This window comes from Rhodococcus sp. NPDC003348 (assembly GCF_053589375.1).
Window position 1 is genome coordinate 209,887 of the sequence record NZ_JBSFRT010000001.1, and the last position, 19,974, is coordinate 229,860.

The window sequence follows — 19,974 nt, forward strand, 5'->3', positions numbered from 1 at the left end:
TCGGATGGGTGTCGTGAATCGGCCCGCGAGAGTTTCCGCGAATTCGACCCATCCGATTCGCCGTGGGTGTCGAAAGCCTGACGGCACCGGTCCATCGGCAGAGGCTGGGTCCCACGACCGAGATCGACGAAAGTGGGAATCACGGTGAAGACGAACCCGACCCCAGCCGCAGTCGGCCTCGCCGCAGTGGTGGTCCTCGGACTGTCCGCCTGCTCGTCCGGCGGCGAGGACTCGAACGCGTCGGAGTCGGCGCCGCCCATGCCTGCCGCAGAGTCGTCGCCCGCGGACATGCACGCCACCGGAAGCTGATCAGGCCCACACCCGAAGCGGGTGTGGGCCTTTTGGTGCCGACCGGCATCGCCCGGTCGGCGTCGATCGACCGCCTGGGTTCAGGACATGTACTGCGCCCGCCAGGCCAGGACCCCGGTGCTGACGGCGACCGCGATCAGCAGGACCGTCCACACCACGCGGGGCAGGTGGGTGAGGACGCGCAGCTGGTCGAGATCCGAACGGCCCGAGTGGGTTCGAGCGGCCTCGAGGATGGTGCGCAGGTTGCCCATCAGCAGCAGCCAGATCGCGGTGTACGCGAAATGCAGTTGCAGAGTGGGGGATCCGTACCAGGCGACGGCGCCGACCGCAGCCCCGGACGCGACCAGGACGAGGAACCCGAAGACGTTCCGGATGAACGGGATCATCGCGGCGATCAACGCCACCGCGCCCCACAACAGGATCGGCAGGCGGCCCGCGGCGATCAGCGCGGCCCCGGCGAGGCCGAGCAGGGACGGCGCCAGATAGCCGGCCGCGGCCGTCAGCACCATCCCCGGACCGCGGGGCTTGCCCCGCGACAGCGTCAACCCGGAGGTGTCCGAGTGCAGCCGGATGCCCGTCAGTCGCCTGCCGGTCGCGACGGCCGCCAGCGCATGGCCGGCCTCGTGTGCCAGGGTCACCACGTGCCGCGTCAGATTCCACAGCGGCCGCCACAGCACCGCGGCCGCGGCCAGCACGAGGGGGAGATACGCCGACCAGCCGGCCCAGTACGAGTTCACCCGACCATGGTGCCAATGCCGTCCGCGGCGATGCGCACGGCGCATCGCCGGACGCCGAAAGTTGCATTGGACGACCACGAACGGGCGTGACTAGCGTCACAAATCGGACGCCGGACGACCCGAGCCGGCGCCGGTTCACGAGGAGCGGTCAATGAGGACGCGCGCAGCGGTATTGAAGGAACAGCCCGGAGCCTGGCAGGTCATCGACGTGGAGCTGGACGATCCCGGCTTCGGTGAGGTGCTGGTCGAGATGGTCGCCACCGGGCTCTGCCACTCCGACGACCACATGGCGGTCGGCGATTCCCCGGTCGGGCACCTGCCGTTCTGCGGCGGGCACGAGGGCGCAGGCATCGTCCGCAAGGTCGGTGCCGGGGTGCGGAACCTGAACGTCGGCGACCACATCGTGACGTCCTTCATCCCGTCCTGCGGGACTTGTCGCTGGTGCGCGTCCGGCATGCAGAACCTCTGCGACAACGGCGCGCTCATCCTCGAGGGGACCCAGCTCGACGGCGGGTTCCGGATGCACACCACCGACGGCGAGGACGTCGCCACGGCAGCCATGCTCGGCACGTTCGCGGAATGGCAGGTCCTCGACGAGGTGTCGTGCATCAAGGTGCGCGACGACGTCCCGCTGAACGTCGCGTGCCTGGTCGGCTGCGGTGTACCCACCGGCTGGGGTTCGGCCACCAACGGTGCCGAGGTGAAGGTCGGCGACGTGGTGATCGTGATGGGTGTCGGCGGCATCGGCATCAACGCCGTGCAGGGCGCCGCGCACGCGGGCGCGGCGCACGTCATCGCGGTCGACCCGGTCGCGTTCAAACGGGAGATGGCGCTCAAGCTCGGTGCCACCGAGGCGTACGAGAACATGGAGCAGGCCACCGGGTTCGCCAAGTCCATCACCAACGGGCAGGGCGCCGACTCCGCGATTGTCACCGTCGGCGTCATCCACGGTGAGCACGTGGGCGAGGCGTTCGCGGCGATCCGCAAGGCCGGCACCGTCGTGGTGACAGCGCAGGGGGCCGTCACCGAGGTCGGCATGCCGATCAACCTCTTCGAGATCTCCATGTACCAGAAGCGGATTCAGGGTGTCCTGTTCGGCATGGGATCGCCCCGCGAGGCGGTCCCGCGCCTGCTCGACCTCTACGCGGAGGGCAAGCTGCACCTCGACGAGCTGGTCACCCGCCGCTACACGCTGGACCAGATCAACGAGGCGTACGCGGACATGCACGCCGGTGTGAACATCCGCGGCGTCATCGACTACGCGAGTTAGTTTTCGGTGGATTTCTTCACCGGCTAGGCTGCCCGGCGGGGGCGGCCGGCCGGTGAAGGGATCGACGGATGGACCTGCGCAAACTGGAGCAGTTCGCCGAGGTCGCGCGTTGCGGCAGCTTCCACCGCGCGGCCGAGACGCTGCACATGTCGCAGCCTGCGCTGTCCCGCAGCATCCAGTCCCTCGAACGGCAGTACGGGGTGCGGCTGCTCGAACGCGGCCGCGACGGCGTCCTGATCACCGAGGTCGGCCGGCAGGTTCTCGCCTCCGCGGACACCCTGTTGCGCGGAGCCGAGGAGCTCAAGAACGTGATGCGGTCGGCCGCCGCGGGCCTGGCGGGAGAGATCTCGTTCGGGATCTCGCCATCGTCGGCATCGAATCTGTTGCCGCGCTTGATGACCGAGGTGGTTCGCGACCATCCCGAACTGTCGGTGCGGATCACGATCGACTCCGTCGACGCGCTCACCGAGGCGCTGTTCGCCGGGTCCGTCGAGGTGTTCCTCGCGCTGGCGCATCCCGCGCACTCCCTCGACCGGCTTCGCGTCGATCGGCTCGGTCCCAGCCGGGTGGAGTTCAGCGTCCGCGAGGGGCACCCCCTCGACACCGGAAACCCCGTCCCGGTGGAGGCGCTGCGGGACTACCCGGTGGTCGCGGTCACCGCGTGGAACGGCTACCTGAACTCGCTGCCGGTGCGATTCGACCGCTCGCTGCTGCGGGCCTCGATCGAACTCGACAACTATGAGCTGCTGACCTCCACCGTGCTCGCGACGGACGCCGTGCTCGTGGGATCGGGGTGGACTCCCGGCCGGGGACTCGCCCTGCTCGCATTCAGCGAGGACCTGGGCATCCCCGAGACCGAGGCCGCGATGTACTCGCTGCGTTCGCGCACCCGGTCCCCGCTCGTCGATGCCCTCGTCGACTGGGTCAGGGCGGTGCGCTGAACCGTGAGTCACCCGGCGGCGGGTGGTTGCAGCGCCCGGACGAGCGCCAGCAGCTGGGTGCGCAGGGCGGTCACGTCGCCGACCGCGGCGGTCAGCGTGGTGTCCTCCCGCTCCACTTCGATCAGGCGCCGATAGGTGCGGAGCCCCGCTTCGGTCGCGGTCACGAGCTTCCGGCGGTCGTCGTGGGGGTCCGGTTCGCGGCTGACGTACCCCGCGCGTTCGAGCTTCTCGAGCGTCCGGCTCATGGTCTGGTCGGTCACCCGCGCGGTGCGGGCGATCTCGCGCTGCGATGCCGGTGCCGCCGCGACGGCGTGCAGGACGAACAGGCCGGCATGGGTGAGGTCGTGGGTGCGCAGCAACGACTCCCAGGACTGTTCGACCAGGCGTGCAGCGGTCGACAGCAGGCGTCCGGTGGGCCAGGTGTCGGTGCTGTCGGGGTCCATCGCGTTCCTCCTCCCTCGGGTGCGGGTTGCATTTGTTCAGCAGGCTGAGCAAAATCCCGAATCGGACATGGCCATCGAATCCCTCCGGAGGACGAGCGTGACGACCACGGCACCGACCAGGACTCGGCGTCTGCGCTGGATTCTGCCAGCACTTCTGATCCTCGCCTGGCTCGCGCTCGCCGGCGCCGGTGGCCCGTTCGCGGGCAAGCTGACCGACGTCCAGACCAACGACAGCACCTCCTTCCTGCCCGCGTCCGCGGAGGCGACCGAGGTCGCCCGGCTGCAGAGCGGCTTCCAGGACACCACCTTCGTGCCCGCGATCGTGGTCGCGGAACGCAATTCCGGTGTCGAGACCGCCGACGCCGCGTTCCTCAACGAGCGCATCGGCGAGATGGCCGGGACCGAGGGCTTCGGTCCGCAGTTCTCCCCACCGATCCGGTCCGAGGACGGAAGGGCGCTGCAGATGTTCGTTCCGGTCGACAGCACCGGCGAACTGAAGGACACGGTCGCGGACCTGCGGGCCGCCCTCGCCGGCGCACCCGACGGGCTGTCCGTGCACGTCACCGGTCCGGCGGGGAGCGCGGCAGATCTCAGCGCCGCCTTCGGGGGCATCGACGGGCTGCTACTGCTAGTCGCCGGGGTAGTGGTGATTCTCATCCTGATCGTGGTCTACCGCAGCCCGATCCTGCCGTTCGTCGTCATCTTCTCCGCGCTGTTCGCCCTGGTCCTGGCGTGCCTGCTCGTGTACCTGCTCGCGGACGCGGGCGCGATCACCCTCAACGGCCAGAGCCAGGGCATCCTGTTCATCCTGGTGTTCGGTGCCGCAACGGATTACGCGCTGTTGCTCGTTGCCCGGTTCCGGGAGGAACTGCGCCGCGAACGTGACCGCTACCGGGCGATGGCCGCCGCGTGGCGTGCCACCCTCGAACCCGTCGCGGCCTCAGCGGGCACCGTCATCGCCGGCGTGCTGTGCCTGCTGCTCTCCGACCTCAACTCCAACCGCGGCCTCGGCCCGGTCGCCGCGATCGGCATCGCAGCCTCGTTCGTGGCCTCGATGACGTTCCTGCCCGCCGTGCTGGTCCTGCTCGGCCGCGCGTCGTTCTGGCCGCGCCGACCGGAGTGCACCGGAGCCGCCGACGACGGTGGGCACGGATTCTGGGCGTCCCTCGCGGCCCGGATCGGGCGCAACCCGCGCCGGTTCTGGGTCGGTTCCGCGCTCGTACTGCTGCTGTTCGCGCTCTTGGTGCCGCAGTTCCGGGCCGGCGGTGTGGCCCAGTCCGACACCTTCCTGTTCGAGGCCGACTCCGTCGCCGGTCAGCAGGTGCTCGGTGACCACTTCGACGCGGGCAACGGGTCACCGGCCGTGATCGTCGCCAACGCGGACACGCTCGATGCGGTGCGTGCCGCCGCCGACGTCCCCGGCGTCGTCGACGTCACCGTCCTCTCCGAGGGCGGCGCGGCGAAGATCGTCGACGGCCGGGTCCTGCTGGAGGCGACCCTCACCGACCCCGCCGACTCGCTCGCCGCCGAGGACACCGTGCAGCGACTGCGCGAGGCCGTGCACGCGATCGACGGGGCGGACGCCCTGGTCGGTGGGCCGACGGCCACCGACCTCGACACCCGCACCACCGCGACGCACGATCGCAACCTGATCATCCCCGTGGTCAGCCTCGTGGTCCTGGCGATCCTGTGCCTGTTGCTGCGCTCGCTGCTCGCGCCGTTGCTGCTGATGGGCACGGTGATCCTGTCGTTCGCCGCGACACTGGGCATCTCGTCGATCGTGTTCAACCACATCCTCGGCTTCCCGGGAGCCGACCCCGTCGTGCCGTTGTTCGCGTTCGTGTTCCTGGTGGCGCTCGGCATCGACTACAACATCTTCCTGATGACCCGGGTGCGCGAGGAAGCCGCGAAGGTCGGCACCCGTGCCGGGGTGCTGCGCGGGCTCACCGTCACCGGCGGGGTGATCACCTCGGCCGGGGTGGTGCTCGCGGCCACCTTCTCCGCGCTCGCGGTGATCCCGTTGATCTTCCTCGCGCAGATCGCGTTCATCGTGGCGTTCGGCGTCCTCCTCGACGCGCTCGTCGTGCGGTCGCTGCTGGTGCCCGCGCTCGTCCACGACATCGGGCCGCGCGTCTGGTGGCCGAGCGCGTTGGCGAGGCGGCCCGAGTCGGTGGTCGCCGAGCAGGACGAGACGGTCCCGGTGGCCTAACCGTGGATGCGGGCGAACGGACGAGCCTGCTCGAGTTCGAACGCCAGCTCGAGCAGGGTGCGTTCGTCGCCGTGCGCGGCCGAGAAGTGCACGCCAAGAGGAAGACCCGTCGACGTGGTGTGCAGCGGCAGTGAGATCGCCGGGGTGCCCGCGGCGTTGTTCAACGGCGTGAACGCCGTGTAGGTGATCAGCTTGTCGAACAACGTCTCGAAAGGCTGTGCGGGGGAGAGGAACCCGAGTTCCGGGGTGGTGTGACCGAGGACCGGGGACAGGATCACGTCATACGAGGCGAACAACTGCACCGCCCGGTGTGCCGTGCGACGCAGCCGGTAGAGCACCTGCGGGGTCCGGGCGATGTTGCGGCGGTACAGTGCATCCAGGCCGCGGGTCAGGTTGTCGGTGCGGGCCTTGTCGAAGTCGGGACCGAGCATCTTCTTCCCGCCGGCGCAGATCGCGAACGACAGGAAGCCCCAGTAGATGCTGAAATCCTCGACGAACTCCGGGCCCACCGGCAGCGGCGCGTCGTCTACGTGATGGCCGAGGTCGGCGAGCAGGTCCGCGGTCGCGCTGACCGCCGCGCGGGTCTCGTCGTCGGTGGGTTTGCCGTTGACCGAATCGGTGACGACCCCGATCCGCAGCCGCGTCGCGCTCGGGCCCTCCACCAGTCTGATCGGCGGCAACTTCGGGTTGCGGCGGTACCGTTCGGCGGCCGCGTAGTAGCGGGCCGTGTCCCGGACGGTCCGGGTCACCACACCCTGGGTGACCAGGCGGACCGGCATCGACTGGTCCTTCGGGTCCGCGAGCATCCGGCCCCGGGTCGGCTTGAGCCCCACCAGGCCGCAGGCCGCGGCCGGAATCCGGATCGAGCCGCCGCCGTCGTTGCCGTGTGCGATCGGCACCACCCCCGCCGCCACCAGCGCCGCCGCGCCGGCCGATGACGCGCCCGACGAGTACGCCGGATTCCACGGATTTTGCACCGCCTCGGCGGTCGCGAACTCCCCGCTCGGACTGAACCCGAACTCCGGCAGCCGGGTCTTGCCCAGCGACACGAGGCCACTCGACAGCAGTTGCGTCACGGCCGGACTGTCCGCCCGGGCGGGCCGCGGGGTGAACGCCGCGCAGCCCTCACCGGTCGGCAGGCCCGCCACGTCGATGTTGTCCTTGACGAACGTCGGCACGCCGGCGAACGGGCCGTCGAGCGGGCCGTCCGCCCATCCCAGGGCCCGCTCGAAGTCGGCGGTCTCGATCGCCGCGAGCGGTGACACCGCCTCCGCCCGCGCGATCGCCGCCTCCACCGCCTCCCGAGCGGTGATCTCACCGGACGCGAGGCGGGCCGCGATCCCGGTGGCGTCGAGGTCGCCGAGGGCGTCGTCGCGGAACGCGTGGACTGCAGTGGTGCCGACGGTCATATGCCGACTCTAGAGCGGATCGATGTCCGTGACACCGGACTCCGTCAACTCCAGCCACCGGGTGATCCCGATGTCGCGCAGGAACGGCACGTCGTGGCTGACGACCACGAGCGCGCCCCGGAACTGGGTCAGGGCCTCGGTCAGGTGCTGCAGGCTCGGCAGGTCGAGGTTGTTGGTCGGCTCGTCGAGCAGCAGCAGGCGCGGCGCGGGCTCCGCCAGCAGGATCGTCGCCAGCGCAGCCCTCAGTCGTTCGCCGCCGGACAGCGCCGCGGCCGGCACGTCCGCATCGCGTCCACGGAACAGGAAGCGCGCCAACCGCGCCCGCACCTGTTCGTCGGTCGCGTGCGGTGCCGCGTCCGCGACGTTCTGCGCCAGCGTCCGGGACTCGTCGAAGACGTCGAGGCGTTGCGGCAGCACCCGCCACGGCACCGCGGGTGGGGCGTCGGCGATCGCGCGCAGCAGAGTGGTCTTGCCGATTCCGTTGCGGCCGACCAGGGCGATCCGTTCCGGGCCCGTCACGCCGAGCTCGACGTGCTGGCCGGTCGGCAGCGTGACGTGGACGTCGAGCACCCGCTGTCCGGGGTGAACCACGCTGTCGGGCAGGTCGATTCGGATCTGCTTGTCCTCGCGGAGGGCGTCCTCGGCCTCGCTGAGCGTGCGGCGGGCCTCGTCGAGCTTGTCCTGGTGGTTGCCCCGCAGCTTGCCCGCGGAGACCTGTGCCTGCCGCTTGCGTTCGCCGGCCAGGATCGGGGGCAGGCTCGACTCCATCTTCTTGCCGTACCGTTGCCTGCGGTCGATCTTGATCTGCGCCTCGATCAGTTCGCGGCCCTGCCTGCGCACGTCCGCGCGGGCGTCCCGGACCGTGGCCCGTGCGGCCTCCTGCTCGGCCTGCACCGCCTGCTCGTAGTGCGTGAAATCGCCACCGAAGAAGCGCAGCCCCCCGTCGCGGAGTTCGGCGATCGTGTCCATCCGGTCCAGCAGTGCGCGGTCGTGGCTGACCACGACGACGATGCCCGGGAACTGGTCGACCGCCGTGTACAGGCGCGCCTTCGCGTGCAGGTCGAGATTGTTGGTCGGCTCGTCGAGGAGCAGCACCTGCGGGTCGGACAGCAGCGCGGCGGTCAGGCCGAGCAGCATCGTCTCGCCGCCGGACAGGGTTCCCACCGTGCGGCCGAGGCCGTCGGGGTCGCCCGCGACATGCGCGAGACCGAGCCGGTCCAGGGTGGCGACGGCACGTTCCTCGACGTCCCAGTGACTGCCGACGACGGTGTAGTCGTCCTCGGTGCCCTCCCCGGACTCGATGCGGTGCAGCGCCTTTCGCTGCCCCTCGATGCCGAGGACGGCGTCGACGGTGCGAGTGGGGTCCAGGGTGAGGTCCTGCCTCAGGTAGGCGAGATCGCCGCCGACGGTCACGGAGCCGCGGTCGGGTCGCAGGCGTCCGGCGATCAGCCGCAGCAGCGTGGACTTGCCTGCCCCGTTGCGTCCGACCAGGCCGGTGCGCCCCGGCGGGAACACGGCGTCGACGCCTTCGAGCACGGATTCACCGTCGGGCCAGGAGAACGAGAGGTCGGAAAGGACGAGCGAAGACAGGGTCGACAGCGCTCTTGGAGATGAGGACATGGAGCTCCTTCGAAGGGTGGGTGCGGTGCGCACGCGAGAGACGCGGCGCGCGGTCACTACCTCCGAATGAGCAATGGTCTTCCGATCGTCGACAACAGGACGTCCTCAAGGCTAGGGGCGTCCGCCCGTGCGGGCAAGCGAATTTGTCCGGCGTCACCAGGCGGCCCGGTCCGCTACAGCTGCGGGCCCTCCGCGCGCAGGTCGTCGACCTTGCGCATCGCCTCGCGCAGTTCGGCGAGCCACTCGTCCGCGTGCTGGCCGGCGAGCCGGACCGTCCAGGCGAGCGCGTCGGCGCGGGACCGGGCGACACCGGCGTCGACGAGGGTGTCGAGCACCTTGCGTTCGGGCTGCCGCAGCCGCGTCATCACCGGCACCGCCAGGTGGGTGAACAGCTGGTGGTGGTCGCCGATGGTCACGCCCCACGCGACCTTGCGGCCGTAGCGGTCCTCGGCCTCGTCCGCGATCCGCATCCGCTGCGTCCGGGTGGACTCGCGGAACCGGGAAACGCGTCCCTCCACCGCTGACGGGGTGGCCTCCTCGGGTGGGGCCAGCTCGCCGGTCACCACGATCTCCTCGCGGTCCACCTCGATGGTCGGCGGGCCGGTGAACCAGTCGTCGGGCAGGCGGCCGGAGAACCACTCGGCCACGTCGCGCGTGTCGGGCGCCTGCGCTTGCTGCCAGCCGCCGCTGCGGCCGAACCGGCGATTCGATGAGTATCCCATTGCTCTCACCTCGGTTGTTGCAATGATTACTTGATTACAACGCTACGCCCATTGGCGTTCAGGCGCTACGCGCTCGTGCGCGGTTTGCGAGTCTCGGGACCCGCAAACCGCGCACGAGTGGCGGAGCCGCCTAGGGTCGGGGGATGCGCATGAGACCGGTTGTCGCGGTGATGTCGGTGTCGGCCCTGCTGGTCGGCGGCGTTGCGTGCAGCAGCGGCCCGACGGAGACGGAGACGGCGGCCGAGCAGTTCGCCGACGCTCTGACCCGTCGCGACGCCCAGGCCGCCGCCGACCTCACCTCGGACCCCGCGGCCGCGGCCACCGCGATCCGGCAGATGTTCGACGGACTGAACGCGACGGACGCGCGATTCACCGTCGCGGGCACCGACAGCGACGCCGGCACGTTCACGCTCGCCGCCGACTGGACCTTCGGCGCCGCCCCGACGGAGACCGGAGTCGCCGAGACCACCGGCGCCCCGACCCCGACCCCGACGACCGCCGCACCGGCACCGGAGGACTGGACCTACACCACCAGCGGCGGTGGCCGGTCGGTCGCCGACGGCGGGGCCATCCCCTGGGACCCGGCACTGCTGGCGCCCGGGCTCGACGCGACGACCACCCTGAGATACACCACCCTGTCCGGCGGATCGCCGACCGTGTTCGCCGCCAACGGAACTCCGCTGATGACCGAGCAGACCGTCACCCTGGTCAATCTCGATCCGGCCACCGTCGGCGACCCCGCCGCGGCGACGGCGGCCCTCGCACCCCTGCTCGCACCGGTCGCGCCCACCATCTCCGCAGCCACGCTCGGTTCGGATCTCGCTGCGACGCAAGGCCGTCCGCTGACCGTCATCACCCTCCGCGACGCCGACCTCGCACCGATCGAGGCGCAACTGGCCGCGATTCCCGGGGTCACCCTCGTCAAGCAGACCCGGCTGCTGACCGTGGACAAGGCGGTGCAGTCGCCGGCGCTCGAGGGGCTGCGGACGATGTGGGAACAGGGACAGGCCGACAACGCCGGCTGGGCGGTGCAACTGGTGCACCCGGACGGCACCGCCGAACGGCTCACCGGACACGACGGCACCACCGCCCCCGACATCGCGGCCACCCTCGACCCCGCCGTGCAGGCCGCCGCCCAGGCCGCGATCGCGGACCTGCCGCAGCAGGCGGCGATCGTCGCGATCCGGCCGTCCACCGGCGGGGTGCTCGCCGTCGCGCAGAACGCCGCCGCCAGCGCCCAGGGCCCGATCGCGTTGACCGGCCTGTACCCGCCCGGGTCGACATTCAAGACCGTGACGACTTCGGCTGCGTTGCAGCAGGGTTCGGTGACCGCCGACACCGTGCTGCCGTGCCCCGGCAGCGCGAACATCGAGGGCCGCACCATCCCGAACGACGACAACTTCGACCTGGGATCGGTGCCGCTGCACACCGCGTTCGCCCGTTCCTGCAACACCACGATGGGACAGCTGGCGGTGTCGATGACGCCGATGGCGCTGCACGAGGCGGCGCAGCAGTTCGGCCTCGGCATCGACTACGTCACGCCCGCCCTGACCACCGTGACCGGCAGCGTCCCGCCCGCCGACACCCCCGCCGAGCGCGTCGAATCCGCGATCGGGCAGGGGCGGGTGACCGCGTCCCCGTTCGGGATGGCGCTGGTCGCCGCGTCCATCGCGCACGGGTCCACCCCCGCACCGATGCTCGTCCAGGGGCAACCCGGCGTCGGCGACGCGGGCCCCACCCCGGCACCCGCCGCGGTCACCGACGCGCTGAAGACGATGATGCGGGAAACCGTCACCGCCGGTACCGCGACGCAGCTCACCGACATCGCCGACCTGCGCGGAAAGACCGGCACCGCGGAGGTCGCCGGGCAGCCCGCGCACGGCTGGTTCGTCGGCAGCGAGGGAGACGTCGCGTTCGCAGTGTTCGTCGCCGGCGCGGACAGCTCCGTGCCCGCGGTGGACGCCGCCGGCCGGTTCCTGCGGCCGATCCAGGCCCAGCTGCCACGGTGACCGCGCTCGACTACCTGCTGCTCGTCGTCGCCGGATTCGCCGCGGGGCTGGTCGGTTTCGTCACCGGGCTCGCGTCGATCGTGTCGTATCCGGCGCTGCTCGCGGTCGGGTTGACGCCGATCGCCGCGAACGTCACCAACACCGTCGCGCTGGTCGCGGTCGGGATCGGGGCGACCGCGAACTCGTTGCGGGAGCTGACCGAGATGGGGCCGCGGTTGTGGCGGTGGGCGGCGGTCTGCGCCGCCGGCGGACTCGCCGGGGCCGCGCTGCTGCTGTGGGCACCGGAAGGGTCGTTCGAGGCGGTGGTGCCGTACCTGGTTGCGGGCGCGGCGGTGGCACTGCTGGCCCAGCCGCGAATCCGGAAACTGGCCGTCGGCAGGGAGTTCCCGGTCCTTTTCCCCGCGGCACTGGGGCTGGTGGCGGTCTACGGCGGCTACTTCGGGGCCGGCGCCGGGGTGATCTTCCTGGCGCTCACCCTGATCTGCACGGCGCTGTCGGTGTGGCGGGCGACGATCCTCAAGAGCTTCCTGCTCGGGATCGCGAACCTCGTGGCCGCCCTGGCCTTCTCGGTGTCCGGGGAGGTGCACTGGGGTGCCGCGGCGGCGATGGCGCTGGGGGCGCTGCTGGGTGGCTGGTGCGGGCCGCCCCTGGTGAAGGTCATTCCGCCGAACGCGCTGCGGATCGCGGTCGCGGCGGCCGGGTTCGGCCTGGCCGGGTGGCTCGCCCTGCGGTGAGTCAGGTGCCTCGGTCGCGTTCGGTTTCCGCATCCGCACGGTTGCGGCGCTGTCGGAGATAGATCGACGAATCGCTGTGCCGCACGATCAGATACGCCGCTGCGACGGCGATCATCCCGCCCGGCACCACGGCCCACCCGCCGGTCATCTCCGCCACCATCACCATCACCGCCAACGGGACGCGGGCCGCGCTGCCGAAACAGGCCATCATCCCGACGATCACGAACGGCGCCGGGCTGTCCGGCACCGACGATGCCCACGGTTCGGTCAGCCGCCACACCGCGGCGCCGACGAAGCCGCCGATCACCATGCCGGGACCGAAGATCCCGCCGGATCCGCCCGTCCCGATCGACAGCGCGGTGGCCACGATCTTCAGCAGCGGCAGCATCAGGACTATCCACAGCGGCAGGGCCAGCAGCGAGTCCCGGCTCAGCGCCTCCTGGACCCAGCCGTACCCGCTGCCGAGAACCTGGGGCACGGCGAGCGCGAGCAGACCGACGAGCAGACCACCGACCGCGGGCTTGACGACCTTGCTGCCCGGCAGTCGACGGGTCACCGCGGCGACCCCGTAGAAGATCCGGATGTAGAGCAGTCCCACCACCCCGCCCAGGACCCCGATCACCAGGAACCACACCAGATGCGTGGCGTCGTCGAATCGGTAGTCGGGCAACGCGAACCCGAACAGCGGCTCGTAGCCGAGGAAGGACCCGAACACCCCGTACGCGGTGACCGACGCGATCAGGCCGGGGATCAGCGCCCGGAACTCGAAGTCCTCTCGGTACGGGACCGCCGCGGACAGCACCGCGCCCCCCAGCGGTGCCCCGAAGATCGCACCGATCCCCGAGCCGATCCCGATCGCGACGGCGATCCGCCCGACATCGTCGGACAGGTTCAGCCACCGGGTCAGCAACGAGCCGAAACCCGCCGAGATCTGGGCGGTCGGGCCCTCCCGTCCCGCGGACCCGCCCGAGCCGATGGTCAGCGCGCTGGAGAGCATCTTCACGAGCACCGCGCGGACCCGGATCGACCGCGGATCGGTGTGATAGGCCTCGATCGCGGCGTCGGTGCCGTGGCCTTCGGCCTCGGGTGCGAAGCGAGCCACCAGAGCGGCGGAGAGCAGGGCGCCACCACACACCACCAGCGGAATCGCCCACCAGCGGCCGAAGCCGTCGGAGCCGCCGCCGCCGTCGCCGACGGCCTGCGGCGGTGTGTAGCCGCCGACCCCCTCGAGCAGCAGCCTGCCGGTCCACTGAAGGAGCACCAGGAAGACCACCGCACCGAGCCCCGCGATCACCCCGATCGCGATCCCGAGAACCAGCCAGGTCCGGGTGTAGCCGGTGAGCCACAGCCCGATTCGCGTGCCCAGTCGCCCGTTCACGTCGTGGCCTCGGTCAGTGGACCCCGCGCATCATCCGGCTGATCCACGGTGACAGGGCCACCATGACGACCCCGACCGCGATCGAACCGATGCCGATCCACAGGAAGTACGGGGCCTGGTGGTCGGTGTCGTAGAACTTCGCGAGGGTGCCTGCCATCGAGGATCCCAACGCCACCGACAGGAAGAACAGCGCCACCATCTGGGTGTGGAACGCCTTGGGGGCCAGCTTCGTCGACAGCGACAGCCCGACAGGGGACAGGAACAGTTCGGCAAAGGTGAACAGCAGCAGGATGAACACTAGCGCCAGCAGCGGGGTGCCGTTCGGCTGGCCGTCGGCGAAGGGGAGGAACGCCAGGAACGCCAGGCCCATGAGCGTGGTTCCGATCGCGAACTTCAGCGGCGAGGACGGCTGCCGCGGACCGAGTTTCGTCCACATCGCCGCGAACACGCCGGCGAAGATGATGATGAACACCGGGTTGATGGACTGCACCCACGAGGCGGGGAAGTCCCAGCCCAGCAGGTTGCGGTCGAGGAACTTGTCGGCGTAGATCGCGACCACGGTGAACTGCTGCTGGAACAGCGACCAGAACGCGGCGCTGGCCAGGAACATCGGGATGAACGCCACCACCCGGCTGCGTTCGGTGCTGGTGATCTGCCTGCTGGACAGGATCACCGCGAAGTACCCGACCGCCGCGGCGATCGTCAGTCCGACCACCACGTCGGACAGGTTGCCGGTGGTGATCACCCCGACCAGGCAGAGCACGACCACCACGAGCACCATGGCGAGTGCCCCGGCGCCGTACTTCCACAGCATCGTGCGCGGCAGTGGGTTCGCCGGCGTCGCACCGATCGTTCCGAGGCGTTTGCGGCCGAGGGTGTACTGGATCAGGCCCAGCGCCATACCGACCGCGGCCAGACCGAACCCGACATGGAAGCCCCAGTTCTTCTGCGCCCACCCGGTCAGCAGTGGGCCGAGGAAGCCGCCGATGTTGATGCCCATGTAGAAGATCGAGAAGCCCGCGTCCCGGCGTTCGTCGCCCTCGGCGTACAGGTCGCCGACCAGGGACGTGGCGTTCGCCTTCAGGCCGCCGCTGCCGATCGCGACCAGGATCAGCCCGGCTCCGACGCCCGTCAGGCCGGGGATCAGCGCCAGCGCGATGTGCCCCAGCATCACCAGCACGGCGCTGTAGAAGAGCGTCCGTTCCGAGCCGAGCACCCGGTCCGCGACCCAGGCGCCGAGGATCGTCGACAGGTAGACGGTGCCGCCGTAGGCGCCGACGATCGAGACCGCGGACGCCTCCGAGATCCCCAACCCGCCCTCGGTGGCCGAGTAGTAGAGGTAATAGAGCAGGATGCCCTGCATCCCGTAGAAGGAGAATCTCTCCCACATCTCGACGCCGAACAGGTTGGCCAGCGCCTTCGGCTGACCGAGGAATCCGTGGTCGGACAGCGGCTCCTGGCGGGGCGTCACGACTTCACTCATTGCAGAACCTTCCCACGCGCCGCGCGTGACGGCGCGGCGCAACTCCGCAATGTTAGCGAAGGAAAGTTGTTCAGCGACCCGCGGGGCGCCTCGCCACGCGGGCGTAGATCGCTCGCCAGCCCAGCAGGAACACCGCGAGCACCGTGCCGGCGACCAGGATGAAACTGAACGCGGTGCCCTGTCCGGAGACCACCCGCAGCAGCATGCCGCCGACGAGGGTGCACAGCCAGATCACGATCCCGGCCGGCACCACCGACGCCGGGACGGACTTGTTCCGGTACAGCGCCTCGTTCACCACCCAGCCCAGCGCGAGGCCACAGAGGAACGGCCACGCCGTGGTCAGCAGCCCCGTCAGCGCGTTCGCCTCGTCGTGACTGCGGCGACCGATCGCGCAGAACACGATCACCAGGACGACGTCGACGAGCAGGATCGGCAGCACCTTCTTCACGGCGTCCAGAGTAGGCGGCCCTTCGCCTCCCTCTGGACGGGATATGGGCGGACGGAACCGCGTCATGCTCCTAGCGTGGTCGGGACACTGTGATCGACCAGACATTCGGAGGCAATCAAGATGACCCAGTGGAACGACGAGTGTGACGTCCTTGTGGTCGGATCGGGTGGCGGCGGCGTCGCCGGCGCCTACACCGCGGCCCGGGAGGGGCTCGACGTGATCCTCGTCGAGGCGACGGACAAGTTCGGTGGCACCACCGCCTACTCCGGTGGCGGCGGCGTGTGGTTTCCGTGCAACCCGGTGCTGGTGCGGGCCGGCACCGACGACACCATCGAGGACGCGCTCGAGTACTTCCACGCGGTGGTCGGCGACGGCGCTCCCCGCGAGCTGCAGGACGCCTACGTCCTCGGCGGCGCACCGCTGATCGAGTACCTCGAGCAGGACGAGGATCTCAAGTTCCAGATGCTGCCGTGGCCCGACTACTTCGGCAAGGCGCCCAAGGCGCGGCTGGACGGTCAGCGGCACACCATGCCGTCGCCGCTCAAGGTGTCGGACGCCCCCGAGCTCCGCGAGGTGGTGCGTGGACCGCTCGACAACGACCGTCTCGGCACGCCGCAGCCCGACGACTTCTTCATCGGCGGCCGGGCGCTGATCGCCCGCTTCCTCAAGGCGATCGGCAAGTACCCCAACGCCACCCTGCACCGGAACTCGCCGCTGGTCGAGCTGGTCGTCGAGGACGGCGCGGTGGTCGGCGCCCTCGTCGAGCGTGACGGCGAGCAGGTCGCGATCCGGGCCCGCAAGGGTGTGGTGCTCGCGGCGGGTGGCTTCGAGGGCAACGACGAGCTCCGCCGCAAGTACGGCGTCCCGGGCGAGGCCCGCGACACCATGGGCCCGCCGGCCAACCTCGGCAAGGCGCACCTGGCCGGCATCGCGGTCGGCGCCGACACCGGTCTGATGGGCGAGGCGTGGTGGTCGCCCGGCATGACCCATCCGGACGGCCGCTCCGCGTTCGCGCTGTGGTTCACCGCCGGCATCTTCGTCAACCAGGACGGCCAGCGGTTCGTCAACGAGTCCTCGGCATACGACCGCATCGGCCGCGACATCATCGCCCAGATGGACGAGGGCAAGATCACCCTGCCGTACTGGATGATCTACGACGACAAGGGCGGCGAGCGTCCGCCGGTGAACGCCACCAACGTTTCCATGGTCGAGACGGAGAAGTATGTCGAGGCCGGCCTGTGGCACACCGCCGACACCCTCGAGGAGCTGGCCGAGAAGATCGGTGTCCCCGCCGAGAACCTGGTCGCGACCGTCGAGCGTTTCAACTCGTTCGTCGGCACCGGCGTCGATCCCGACTTCGGTCGCGGCGACGAGGCATACGACCGGGCCTTCTCGGGTGGCGAGCCGCCGCTCGTGACGATCGAGCAGGGCCCGTTCCACGCGGCCGCGTTCGGCATCTCCGACCTCGGCACCAAGGGCGGGCTGCGCACCGACACCGTCGCGCGGGTGCTCGACACCGCGGGCAACCCGATCCCCGGCCTCTACGCCGCGGGCAACACGATGGCCGCGGCGAGCGGCACCGTCTACCCCGGTGGCGGCAACCCGATCGGCGCGAGCATGCTGTTCGCCCACCTCGCGGTCAAGGACATCGTCGCCGGCCGCTAGGCGCGACCGGGGAACCGACGACGAAGCGCACCCGCCGAGGCCCGAGGGGGAGGGGCTCGGCGGGTGCGCCGTCTGTACGGTCGATCAGGCCTGCAGGCCGGCCTCGATCTCGAGGGTGATGGTGATCTTGTCGCCGACGACGGCGCCGCCGCCCTCGAGCGGCATGTCGATCGAGATGCCGAAGTCCTTGCGGTTGATGACGGTGGTGGCCTCGAAGCCGGCGACCGGGCCGTTGCCCATGCCCGGGTTCACGCCGTTGAACTCCATCTTCAGCTCGACCTCGTTGGTGACGCCGTGCAGGGTGAAGTCGCCGACGACCACGAAGTCGTCACCCTTCGCGCGGACGCCGGTGGACTTGAAGGTCGCCGTCGGGAACTGCTCGGCGTCGAAGAAGTCGGCGGTCTTGAGGTGGCCGTCGCGCTGCTCGTTGTCGGTGGTGATGGACGCGACCTGGATCTGCGCCTCGACGGCAGGCGTGCCGTCCTCGGCGACGGTGATCGCACCGGAGAAGTCCTGGAAACGGCCACGGACCTTGCTGACCATCAGGTGCCGGACACTGAAGCCGACGGTCGAGTGGGTCGGGTCGATGGCCCAGGTGCCGGCGGTCAGGGTCGGGAGGGCGATGGCGGTGGTCATGAAGGCTCCTTGGCGAGTAGTTGAATGTTCAAGCACTGGCAGGTTCAACCGTGCCACTCGCGGAACGCTTCCCGCAACCCGATGTGACCTCCATCACTGAGGCGGGTCGCCCGGGTGCCTGACCGAATGGGTCATTCGTTCAGTCAGGACGAACGAATGACCCATTCGGTCAAATGGGGGCGGGGGCGGGGGTGGGGGCGGGGCTCGGGGCTGGGCCGACTCCGGCGCGGGCTCAGGCCGCGACGCGGGCCGCTGCCCGGGCGCGGTGCACGGCGGCCAGGGTCGCGCGCAGGCTCGACGCCGTCGCCGACCGGTCGACGCCGACGCCCCACGCGCTGTGGTCACCGACCCGGCATCGGACGAAGGTCACCGCCTCCGCGTCGCGCCCCGAGCCAACGGACTGCTGCGTCATCCACAGCACCTCCACCGCGAGTCCGTGTCCGGCCAGGATCTCGGTCAGCGCATCCACCGGACCGGGCGCGGTGGCCTCGCCGTCGAGCATCAGGTCGTCGAGCGTGGCGCGGACGCGCACACGGTCCCCGTCGGCGACGTGCTCGACTGCCCACCATTGCAGGCCACAATGGTGGGAGTAGGTGTCCCGCAGCAACTTCCAGAGCTGCACCGCCGTCGCCTCGGCGCCGCTGTCGTCCGTGGCGCGCTGGACGTGTCGGGCGAAGTCGATCTGCAGCCCGCGGGGCAGGTCCACCCCGTACCCCGCCTGCAGGAGGTAGGCGATGCCGCCCTTGCCGGACTGACTGTTCACCCGGATCACCGCCTCGTAGTCCCGGCCGACATCGTGCGGATCGATCGGCAGGTACGGCACGTCCCACGGCGCCTCGTCCGGGTCGACGCCCGCCGCTGCGGCCGCGGCGGCGTGGTGGGCGAAGCCCTTCTTGATCGCGTCCTGATGGGTCCCGGAGAACGCGGTGTACACCAGGTCTCCGCCGTACGGGTGCCGAGGATGGACGTCGATCCTGTTGCAGTACTCCACCGTTCGTCGGATCGAATCGATGTCGGAGAAGTCGATCATCGGGTCGATACCCTGCGCATGCAGGTTCAGGGCGAGCGTCACCAGGTCCACGTTCCCGGTGCGTTCCCCGTTGCCGAACAGGCAACCCTCGACCCGCTGGGCGCCGGCCAGTACCGCCAGTTCGGCGCACGCGACGCCGGTGCCGCGGTCGTTGTGAGGATGCACCGACAGGATCACCGACTCCCGGCGTGCGAGATTCCGGTGCATGTACTCGATCTGGTCGGCGTACACGTTCGGCGTCGAGATCTCCACGGTCGCAGGCAGATTGTGGATGACCGGCCGGTCCGGGCTGGCGTCCCACAGGTCGGTGAGGCTGTCGCACACCTGCAGGACGTAGTCCGGCTCGGTCAGGTTGAACACCTCGGGGGAGAACTCGAAGCGGACGCCGGGCTGCGCGTCCCCGCCGCGGGCGACATCCGCGGCGGCATCGATGATCAAGCGGTGCAACGACTCCCGGCCGTGACCCAGAACGACGTCCCGCCACGTGGGTGCCGTTGCCGTGTACAGGTGCAGCACCACGTTCGGCAGTCCGCGCACCGACTCGTAGGTGCGCTCGATCAGGTCGGTGCGGGCGGCGGTGAACACCACGATCGTGACGTCGTCGGGGACCAGGTCCTGCTCGGCCAGGGCGCGGACGAAGTCGAAGTCGGTCTGGCTGGCCGAGGGGTAGCCGACCTCGATCTCCTTGTAGCCCATCGCGACCAGCAATTCGAAGAAGCGGCGCTTGCGGCTGGGGTCCATCGGCTCGGCGAGTGCCTGATTGCCGTCCCGCAGGTCGACCGGAACCCACAGGGGAGGCGCGGTGAATTCATTCGTGGGCCAGTGGCGTTCGGTGATGGGGACGGTCACCCGCTCGGTGTGCGGGCGATAGCGGTACGACGGCATCGGGGACGGGGTCTGACGGTTGACGTTCATGGCGGCACTCCGGGTC

At 70.2% G+C, this 19,974-nt stretch carries 17 protein-coding genes; 7 read left to right on the forward strand and 10 right to left on the reverse strand.

Translation table 11 applies throughout. From position 1 onward, the window contains the following. Window positions 1–144 precede the first annotated feature (144 nt). Entirely contained in the window at window positions 145–309 is a 165-nt protein-coding gene (locus tag ACWDU4_RS01060; RefSeq protein ID WP_450111973.1) for a hypothetical protein, read from the forward strand. An 80-nt stretch (window positions 310–389) separates the two neighbouring features. On the opposite strand, the gene ACWDU4_RS01065 is transcribed toward ACWDU4_RS01060, so the two are convergent. After that, complete coding sequence (locus ACWDU4_RS01065; protein WP_450111974.1) at window positions 390–1,046, reverse strand: M50 family metallopeptidase; 657 nt, start codon at window positions 1,044–1,046, stop codon at window positions 390–392. Between the two features lie 151 nt (window positions 1,047–1,197). On the opposite strand from ACWDU4_RS01065, the gene ACWDU4_RS01070 reads away from it, so the two are divergent. Continuing rightward, entirely contained in the window at window positions 1,198–2,316 is a 1,119-nt protein-coding gene (locus ACWDU4_RS01070; protein WP_450111975.1) for an NDMA-dependent alcohol dehydrogenase, read from the forward strand. A 68-nt stretch (window positions 2,317–2,384) separates the two neighbouring features. Next, window positions 2,385–3,257: a LysR family transcriptional regulator gene (locus ACWDU4_RS01075; RefSeq protein ID WP_450111976.1), complete on the forward strand. Its 873-nt coding sequence runs from the start codon at window positions 2,385–2,387 to the stop codon at window positions 3,255–3,257. An 8-nt stretch (window positions 3,258–3,265) separates the two neighbouring features. Here the strand turns inward: ACWDU4_RS01075 and ACWDU4_RS01080 are convergent, their stop codons facing one another. Next, window positions 3,266–3,700 carry a MarR family winged helix-turn-helix transcriptional regulator gene (locus tag ACWDU4_RS01080; RefSeq protein WP_450111977.1) on the reverse strand — a complete coding sequence of 145 codons (435 nt, stop codon included), beginning with the start codon at window positions 3,698–3,700 and terminating at the stop codon, window positions 3,266–3,268. A gap of 67 nt (window positions 3,701–3,767) precedes the next feature. Here ACWDU4_RS01080 and ACWDU4_RS01085 point away from each other — a divergent pair, with 67 nt between their 5' ends. After that, window positions 3,768–5,909 carry an MMPL family transporter gene (locus ACWDU4_RS01085; protein WP_450111978.1) on the forward strand — a complete coding sequence of 714 codons (2,142 nt, stop codon included), beginning with the start codon at window positions 3,768–3,770 and terminating at the stop codon, window positions 5,907–5,909. Here ACWDU4_RS01085 and ACWDU4_RS01090 read toward each other — a convergent pair. The 3 genes from ACWDU4_RS01090 to ACWDU4_RS01100 all read right to left on the reverse strand — a co-directional run bounded on the left by ACWDU4_RS01090 (window position 5,906) and on the right by ACWDU4_RS01100 (window position 9,660). Continuing rightward, on the reverse strand, window positions 5,906–7,318 hold the full coding sequence (locus tag ACWDU4_RS01090) for an amidase (RefSeq protein ID WP_450111979.1): 1,413 nt from the start codon (window positions 7,316–7,318) through the stop codon (window positions 5,906–5,908). The genes ACWDU4_RS01085 and ACWDU4_RS01090 overlap by 4 nt on opposite strands. Before the next feature lie 9 nt (window positions 7,319–7,327). Beyond that, complete coding sequence (locus tag ACWDU4_RS01095; protein ID WP_450111980.1) at window positions 7,328–8,938, reverse strand: ABC-F family ATP-binding cassette domain-containing protein; 1,611 nt, start codon at window positions 8,936–8,938, stop codon at window positions 7,328–7,330. A 173-nt stretch (window positions 8,939–9,111) separates the two neighbouring features. Continuing rightward, window positions 9,112–9,660 carry a hypothetical protein gene (locus tag ACWDU4_RS01100; protein ID WP_450111981.1) on the reverse strand — a complete coding sequence of 183 codons (549 nt, stop codon included), beginning with the start codon at window positions 9,658–9,660 and terminating at the stop codon, window positions 9,112–9,114. 170 nt (window positions 9,661–9,830) lie between these two features. On the opposite strand from ACWDU4_RS01100, the gene ACWDU4_RS01105 reads away from it, so the two are divergent. Both ACWDU4_RS01105 and ACWDU4_RS01110 read left to right on the forward strand, forming a co-directional pair. Continuing rightward, window positions 9,831–11,669, forward strand: a complete 1,839-nt coding sequence (locus ACWDU4_RS01105; protein WP_450112056.1) for a penicillin-binding transpeptidase domain-containing protein — start codon at window positions 9,831–9,833, stop codon at window positions 11,667–11,669. Further along, window positions 11,666–12,403, forward strand: a complete 738-nt coding sequence (locus ACWDU4_RS01110) for a TSUP family transporter (RefSeq protein WP_450111982.1) — start codon at window positions 11,666–11,668, stop codon at window positions 12,401–12,403. Before ACWDU4_RS01105 ends, ACWDU4_RS01110 begins: the two co-directional genes overlap by 4 nt. Before the next feature lies 1 nt (window position 12,404). On the opposite strand, the gene ACWDU4_RS01115 is transcribed toward ACWDU4_RS01110, so the two are convergent. From ACWDU4_RS01115 to ACWDU4_RS01125, 3 genes are all read right to left on the reverse strand, one after another. Then, on the reverse strand, window positions 12,405–13,781 hold the full coding sequence (locus tag ACWDU4_RS01115; protein ID WP_450111983.1) for a chloride channel protein: 1,377 nt from the start codon (window positions 13,779–13,781) through the stop codon (window positions 12,405–12,407). Window positions 13,782–13,794: 13 nt separating this feature from the next. Continuing rightward, window positions 13,795–15,264, reverse strand: coding sequence for a peptide MFS transporter (locus ACWDU4_RS01120; RefSeq protein WP_450111984.1), 1,470 nt, complete (start codon window positions 15,262–15,264; stop codon window positions 13,795–13,797). Window positions 15,265–15,334: 70 nt separating this feature from the next. Beyond that, on the reverse strand, window positions 15,335–15,712 hold the full coding sequence (locus ACWDU4_RS01125; RefSeq protein ID WP_450111985.1) for a DUF3054 domain-containing protein: 378 nt from the start codon (window positions 15,710–15,712) through the stop codon (window positions 15,335–15,337). Between the two features lie 120 nt (window positions 15,713–15,832). Here ACWDU4_RS01125 and ACWDU4_RS01130 point away from each other — a divergent pair, with 120 nt between their 5' ends. Next, on the forward strand, window positions 15,833–17,377 hold the full coding sequence (locus ACWDU4_RS01130; RefSeq protein ID WP_450111986.1) for an FAD-binding protein: 1,545 nt from the start codon (window positions 15,833–15,835) through the stop codon (window positions 17,375–17,377). Between the two features lie 84 nt (window positions 17,378–17,461). On the opposite strand, the gene ACWDU4_RS01135 is transcribed toward ACWDU4_RS01130, so the two are convergent. Both ACWDU4_RS01135 and ACWDU4_RS01140 read right to left on the reverse strand, forming a co-directional pair. Continuing rightward, entirely contained in the window at window positions 17,462–18,013 is a 552-nt protein-coding gene (locus tag ACWDU4_RS01135; protein WP_450111987.1) for a YceI family protein, read from the reverse strand. 232 nt (window positions 18,014–18,245) lie between these two features. Next, window positions 18,246–19,958, reverse strand: coding sequence for a 2-isopropylmalate synthase (locus ACWDU4_RS01140; RefSeq protein ID WP_450111988.1), 1,713 nt, complete (start codon window positions 19,956–19,958; stop codon window positions 18,246–18,248). Window positions 19,959–19,974 lie beyond the last annotated feature (16 nt).